Below are 6,252 nucleotides of genomic sequence, written 5' to 3' on the forward strand. Positions count from 1 at the left end.
GCGGCCGGGCAGGCCGGCGTCCTACGGGAAGGTCGGGACATGGCCAGGATCACGGGCACGGCGGGCGATGATGTGCGGGCCGGGACGACCGGGCGGGACACCATGTTCGGCAGAGCCGGCAACGACACGCTGATCGGCGGGGCCGGCGCCGATGCGATCTTCGGCGAGGCCGGCGGTGACGTGCTCTGGGGCAAGGACGGCGCCGACCGCATCATCGGCGGCACGGGCGACGACCGGATCGAGGGTGGCAATGGCCGGGACCGCCTGAGCGGCGGGGCCGGAACGGACCGGATCGGCGGCGGGATGGGCGATGACACCATGCTCGGCGGCCTCGGCGACGACCTGATCCGGGGCGGGAGCGGCCATGACACCCTCTGGGGCCAGGACGGGCAGGACCTGATCGAGGGTGGCGGGGGCAGCGACCGCATCCACGGTGGCCGCGGCCGCGATCGCATCTCGGGCGGCGGTGCCGACGACTACCTGCTGGGCGGCGACTAGGACGACCGGTTGCTCGGCGGCGACGGCAACGACGTGATCGGCTTCGAGGTCGATCTGGCGGGCAGGATCGTCCGCTATGCCGGCGAAGAGGGCCAGGATTCGCTGTGGGGCAGCGATGGTGATGACTGGCTGCATGGCGGCGGCGGAGACGACCGGCTCGACGGCGGCGCTGGCAACGACCTCCTCCGCGGCAACGACGGCGCCGACATCATCATTGCCGGCAGTGGCAACGACACCCTGCATGGCGGCTATGGTGCCAACCGGCTGTCGGGTGGCGACGGCAATGACTGGCTGGGCGGCGAGGAGGACCGCGACACGATGGAGGGCGGCCCGGGCGACGACCGGTTCCTGTCGCTGGGCGGCGACGACGACCTCCATGGCTCCGCCGGCGACGACGAGTTCGACGGGGGCGGCGGGGACGACCGGATCGCCGGCGGGGACGGGGACGACTTCCTGTTCGGCAGCGAGGGCAACGACCTGCTCGACGGCGGTGCCGGGACCGATATTGCCCGGTTCGTCGACGTCATCGCCGCCTACCTGCTGGACCAGGGGCAGGACGGCAGCTGGCTGGTCACCTATGTCGGCACCGATTTCCACACCGAGGGGACCGATGTGGTGCGCAACGTCGAGCTCTTCCTGTTCGACGACCGGCAGGTGATCGTCGCCTGAGCAGGCACCCGCCGGTCCGCCCAGGTCACGAGCCCTGCTGGGCGAGCCAGGCGAGTGCGCCCGCGACGCCGCCGCAGCACGGACCCTCGGGCTGCGGCGGGCGGGCCAGCAGCACGACCGGGATGTCGCGCGCCCGTGCCGCCAGGATCTTGGCCTGCCCGGCGGCACCGCCCGCTGCCTTGCTCACCAGCACGTCCACGCCATAGCGCGCGAGCAGGACGCTCTCTGTCTCGAGCGTAAAGGGCGGGCGCGCCTGCACGTGCACCACGCCCAGCGGCAGGTCCGGGATCGGCTCGATGCTGCGCAGGACCAGGCGCATGCGCTGGTGGAGCTGGAGGAAGAGCTTGACCTCCTCCTGCCCGGTGGTGAGGAGCGCGGTCTTGCCGAAGTTCGGCAGGATGCGGACCGCCTCGGCCGCGTCGGCCACCTCCACCCAGCGGTCTTCCCCTGCGCGCTGCCAGGACGGGCGCAGAAGGCGCAGGCGCGGGATGCCGAGCGCAGCGCAGGCCTCGGCCGCGTGCCAGGGCATCTGCCGCGCGAACGGGTGGGTGGCGTCCACCACCGCTGCCGGACGCTCGGCCGCTAGCCAGGCGGTGAGGCCCGCGACCCCGCCAAAGCCGCCCTGGCGCAGCTCGCCCGCCACAGGCCTGGGTTCACTGGTGCGCCCGGCCAGTGAGGTCACGGTCCACCAGCTGGGTCGGTCGGCCAGGGCGGCGGCAAGGCCGGCCGCTTCCGCCGTGCCGCCCAGGATCAGGACCAGCCTGGCGCCCATCCGACCTCCCTGCCGGTCCGGTCATACACCAGCACCTCCACCGCGACCGCGTCGCCAGCCACCCCCTGCGCCACCGCGCGCGCCTGCTCGGCCACGTGCTGCGCCAGGGGAAAGCCCAGCGCATCGGCGGCCTGATGCAGCTCCAGGGCGGTGTTGGCGGTGGCGGCCAGCGCCACCAGCGGTGCCGGTGCCGCGACGGTCCGCAGGAGGTCCGCCAGTGCGTCGGGCCGCATCGGGTTGCGCGCGGAATGGAGATCCATCGCACCCTGCGCCAGCTTGGTGAGCTTGGCGAAGCCGCCGGCCAGGGTCAGCCGGGCGATCGGGTGGCGGCGCAGATACTTCAGCGTACCTCCGGCGAAGTCACCCATGTCGAGCAGCGCCAGGTCCGGCAGGGCATGGCGCCGCCGCACCGCGGCCTCCGAGGTCGAGCCGGTGCAGGCCGCCACGTGATCGAGTCCGGCGGCACGCGCCACGTCGATGCCGCGCTGGATCGAATGGATCCAGGCCGAGCAGGAATAGGGCACGACGATCCCGGTGGTACCCAGGATGGACAGCCCGCCCAGGATGCCGAGCCGCGGGTTCCAGGTCCTGGCGGCGATCTCGACACCGTTCGGGATCGACACCGTCACGGTCACATCGGCGGGCTGGCCCGTGGCCGCGGCCACCTCTTCCAGCGCGGTGCGGATCATCGCGCGCGGCCCGGGATTGATGGCGGGCTCGCCGGGGGGCAGGGGCAGGCCTGGTAGGGTCACCGTGCCCACGCCCGGGCCGGCGCGAAAGCGGATGCCGCTGCCGGGCTGGGCGAGTGCGACCGTGGCGCCCACCTCGCAGCCATGGGTCACGTCCGGGTCGTCGCCGGCATCCTTCACGATCGCGGCGAACGCCTGATCGGCGGCGAGTTCCGTGCGGGCGAGCGGCAACCTCGCACTGCCGCCGCGCGGCAGGGTGATCTCGACGGGATCGGGGAAGCCTGCGCCTGCCAGCGCCTGGAACGCGGCCTTGGCGGCACCGGCGGCACAGGTCCCGGTGGTCCAGCCGCGCCGGAGCGCCGGGGACGGTGCAGACGCCGTCTCGTCACTCGGTTTCGTCGCCATGCCCGGCTATCCTGGTCCGGTCACTGGATGCACCGGGAGACTCCCATCAGCTCCGCCCCTACCCTTCTGGTCGCCGCGACCGCCTCGGGCTCAGGCAAGACCGCAATCACCGCCGCGATCCTGCGCGCGCTATGCCGGCGCGGCCAGACGGCGGGCGGTTTCAAGGTCGGCCCCGACTATATCGACCCGGCCTTTCACCGGGCAGCCTCCGGCCGGCCCTGCCCCAATGTCGATCCCTGGGCGATGCGAGTCGCCACCCAGACCGCCATCCTGGAGCAGGCGGGGCTGGCGGTCGACCTTTTGATCGGCGAAGGGGTGATGGGCCTGTTCGACGGGGCGGCGGACGGCACGGGTGCCACCGCCGATCTGGCCGCCACCCTCGCCATCCCGGTCGTGCTGGTGGTGAATGCGAGGGGCATGGGGGCCTCGGTTGCGGCGCTGATCGAGGGATTCTGCCACCATCGCGCCGACGTGGCGGTGGTGGGCGTGATCTTCAACCGGGTACGCACCGACACCCATGCCCGGCTGCTGCGCGAGGCCTGCGCCGGCCGGCTGGCCATCCCGATCCTGGGCTTCCTCCCGGACGACCCGGCCCTGACGCTGCCCGAGCGTCATCTGGGCCTGGTCCAGGCGCAGGAGCTGGCCGGGCTCGACCGCCAGCTCGATCAGGCGGCACGCCTGGTGGAGCGGCATCTCGACCTGCCGCGCCTGGTTCGCCTGGCACGCTTCCCTTCGGTCGCCGCCCTGCCGCATCGGACGGCACCGCTGAAGCCGCCCGGCCAGCGGATCGCACTGGCGGAGGATGCCGCGTTCGCCTTCGCCTACCCGTCGGTCCTGGCCGGCTGGCGAGCGCGCGGCGCAGAGCTCCTGCCCTTCTCACCGCTGGCCGACCAGCCGCCTGATCCGGACGCCGATGCGGTCTACCTGCCGGGCGGCTATCCGGAACTGCATGCCGCCACCCTGGCCGGCGCCGGCCGGTTCATGGCCGGCCTCCGTGCCACGGCCGCCAAGGGTGCCGCCGTCTATGGCGAGTGCGGCGGCTACATGGTGCTGGGCGAGGTGCTGGTCGACCGGGACGGGCAAGCCCAGCCCATGAGCGGCCTCCTGCCGGTGGTGACCAGCTTCGCCAAGCCCAGGCTGCATCTTGGCTACCGGCGCGTCACCGCCCGACACTCCTCGCCGCTGGGCCTGGCCAGGACTGGCTGGCGGGGTCACGAGTTCCACTACGCCAGCGAGCTGGAGGCGCGCGGCCCCCGGCTGTTCAGCCTGGCCGATGCTCGCGGCGAACCGCGCGCCGATGCCGGCTGCTTGCTGGGCCGGGTCTGCGGCAGCTTCGTCCATCTCGTCGACCGGGCCGACTAGCGGCCCTCCTCCCTGCCGGTCCGATCCGCCACGCCCGCCTCGGCAAAGCTCGCCATGCCGGTGTGGCAGGCGACGGCCGCGCGCACCACCTGGATCGCCAGTGCCGCGCCCGACGCCTCGCCCAGGCGCATCTCCAGGTCCAGCAGCGGCTGGAGCCCCAGCCGGCCAAGCAGGGCGCGATGGGCATGCTCCGCCGAGACATGGCCGGCCAGGCAATGGGCGATGGCGGCCGGGTCCAGGCGGAACAGCAGGGCCGCGGCCGTACCGGCGACGAAGCCGTCCAGCAGCACCGGGATCCGGCGCCGGCGCGCTTCGAGGATGCAGCCGGCCATGGCCGCCAGCTCGAACCCGCCCAATGCATGCAGCACAAGCTCCGGATCGCCCAGCACCTCCTGGTGCCGGGCGAGTCCCGCATCCACCACCGCTGCCTTGCGCCGGATACCTTCTGCGTCCAGGCCGGTGCCGGCACCGCACCATTCCCGGCCACCACCGCCGAGCAGTGCCGCGCATATTGCCGCGGCCGTCGCGGTGTTGCCGATGCCCATCTCGCCGATCGCCAGGAGATCCGCACCCTCCCCGACGGCGCGCCTGCCGGCCGCGACCGCGGCGACGCATTCCGCCGGATCCATCGCCGGACTCTTGGTCCAGTCGCGCGTCGACCAGTGCGGGAACGGGTCGTGCACCACCAGCCTGGCGCCGCAGCTGCGCGCCAGTTGGTTGATCGCGGCACCGCCCTTGCGGAAGTTGCGCACCATCTGGTCGGTGACCGCGGCCGGATAGGCGGAGACACCCTGGGCCGCCACACCATGACGGCCGGCAAAGACATGGACCTCGACCCGATCGAGCCGGGGCGGATGCCGGCCCTGCCAGGCGCACAGATGCGCCGTCACCTCCTCCAGCCGCCCGAGCGCGCCTGCGGGCTTGGTCAGCGTCGCCTCGCGCTGCCGTGCTGCCGCGAGGGCCGCGGAGTCGGGAGGCGGCAACGCCGTCGTGTCGAGGATCGGTTTGCTCATGGCGGCGTTTCCGAGGCTGGGGTACCGACCGGCAGGAGGACACCTCTCGCCCTCTGACCGGCCGGCACGGACACAAGACTTGCTCCATGACGTCAAGCTCGCCCTGCAGTTCCTGACCAGGCTGCCGATCCGGACCGGCGATCCTGCCGGCATGGCCGCCATCGCGCGCGCCGCCTGGGCGTTCCCGCTGGCGGGCCTGGTAGTGGCTACCGCCGCCGGCCTGACCTTCCTCCTGGCGGATCGGATCGGTCTGCCGCCAGTGCTCGCCGCGATCCTGGCCCTCGCCGCGTCCATGGTCCTGACCGGTGCGCTGCACGAGGACGGGCTGGCTGACGTGTTCGACGCGCTGGGCGGCCATGCCGGCCGGGCGCGCGCGCTCGAGATCATGCGCGACAGCCGGATCGGCACCTACGGCACGCTCGCCCTGCTGGTCACCCTTGCACTGCGTGCCGGCGCGCTGGCCACCCTCGCCACGCCCGGATGCGTCGCCCTGGCCCTTCTCGGCGCCGCCTGCCTGTCGCGGGCCGCCATGGCGGTCACGATGGCACTCCAGCACCCGGCCCGGCCCGATGGCCTGGGCGCTGCCGCCGGCCGAGTGACGCCGGCGAGGGCCACCCTCGCGATTGCCCTCGCGAGTCTCTGCTTGGTGGCCGCGGCCGGCCCGGCCCCGGCGCTGTCCACCCTCGCGGCTGCCGCCGGCATGCTGGCCATCGCCATGCACTGGACCCACCGGCGCCTCGGCGGCTTCACCGGCGACACGCTGGGCGCCACCCAGCAACTGGTCGAGACCACATGCCTGCTGGCAGCCGTAGCTGGCCAGCACATGGGCTGAGGCTGGCGGCGG

7 protein-coding genes are annotated in these 6,252 nt (G+C 73.3%); 4 read left to right on the forward strand and 3 right to left on the reverse strand.

Features of this window, described 5'->3' with window-relative positions; genetic code table 11:
* The coding region (locus EQG76_RS01560; RefSeq protein ID WP_321573425.1) for a calcium-binding protein at positions 1-498 on the forward strand (498 nt) is incomplete at its 5' end.
* 9 nt (positions 499-507) lie between these two features.
* Positions 508-1,167: a calcium-binding protein gene (locus EQG76_RS01565; RefSeq protein ID WP_159709993.1), complete on the forward strand. Its 660-nt coding sequence runs from the start codon at positions 508-510 to the stop codon at positions 1,165-1,167.
* A gap of 25 nt (positions 1,168-1,192) precedes the next feature.
* Here the strand turns inward: EQG76_RS01565 and EQG76_RS01570 are convergent, their stop codons facing one another.
* Both EQG76_RS01570 and EQG76_RS01575 read right to left on the reverse strand, forming a co-directional pair.
* Entirely contained in the window at positions 1,193-1,939 is a 747-nt protein-coding gene (locus tag EQG76_RS01570; protein WP_159709995.1) for a cobalt-precorrin-6A reductase, read from the reverse strand.
* A complete protein-coding gene (locus tag EQG76_RS01575) occupies positions 1,918-3,033 on the reverse strand; it encodes a cobalt-precorrin-5B (C(1))-methyltransferase (protein ID WP_159709997.1) in 1,116 nt (371 codons plus the stop codon). Before EQG76_RS01575 ends, EQG76_RS01570 begins: the two co-directional genes overlap by 22 nt.
* Positions 3,034-3,060: 27 nt before the next feature.
* On the opposite strand from EQG76_RS01575, the gene EQG76_RS01580 reads away from it, so the two are divergent.
* Positions 3,061-4,395 (forward strand): cobyrinate a,c-diamide synthase, encoded by a 1,335-nt coding sequence (locus EQG76_RS01580; RefSeq protein ID WP_159709999.1) that lies wholly within the window; start codon positions 3,061-3,063, stop codon positions 4,393-4,395.
* On the opposite strand, the gene cobT is transcribed toward EQG76_RS01580, so the two are convergent.
* Positions 4,392-5,408: a nicotinate-nucleotide--dimethylbenzimidazole phosphoribosyltransferase gene (cobT, locus tag EQG76_RS01585; protein WP_159710001.1), complete on the reverse strand. Its 1,017-nt coding sequence runs from the start codon at positions 5,406-5,408 to the stop codon at positions 4,392-4,394. The two genes, EQG76_RS01580 and cobT, sit on opposite strands and share 4 nt — an antisense overlap.
* A 79-nt stretch (positions 5,409-5,487) precedes the next feature.
* Between cobT and cobS the strand changes: the two genes are divergently transcribed.
* Positions 5,488-6,240 carry an adenosylcobinamide-GDP ribazoletransferase gene (gene cobS / locus EQG76_RS01590; RefSeq protein ID WP_235031154.1) on the forward strand — a complete coding sequence of 251 codons (753 nt, stop codon included), beginning with the start codon at positions 5,488-5,490 and terminating at the stop codon, positions 6,238-6,240.
* Positions 6,241-6,252 lie beyond the last annotated feature (12 nt).

This window comes from Geminicoccus flavidas (assembly GCF_009806515.1).
In the GTDB taxonomy this organism is placed as follows: Bacteria; Pseudomonadota; Alphaproteobacteria; order Geminicoccales; family Geminicoccaceae; genus Geminicoccus; species Geminicoccus flavidus.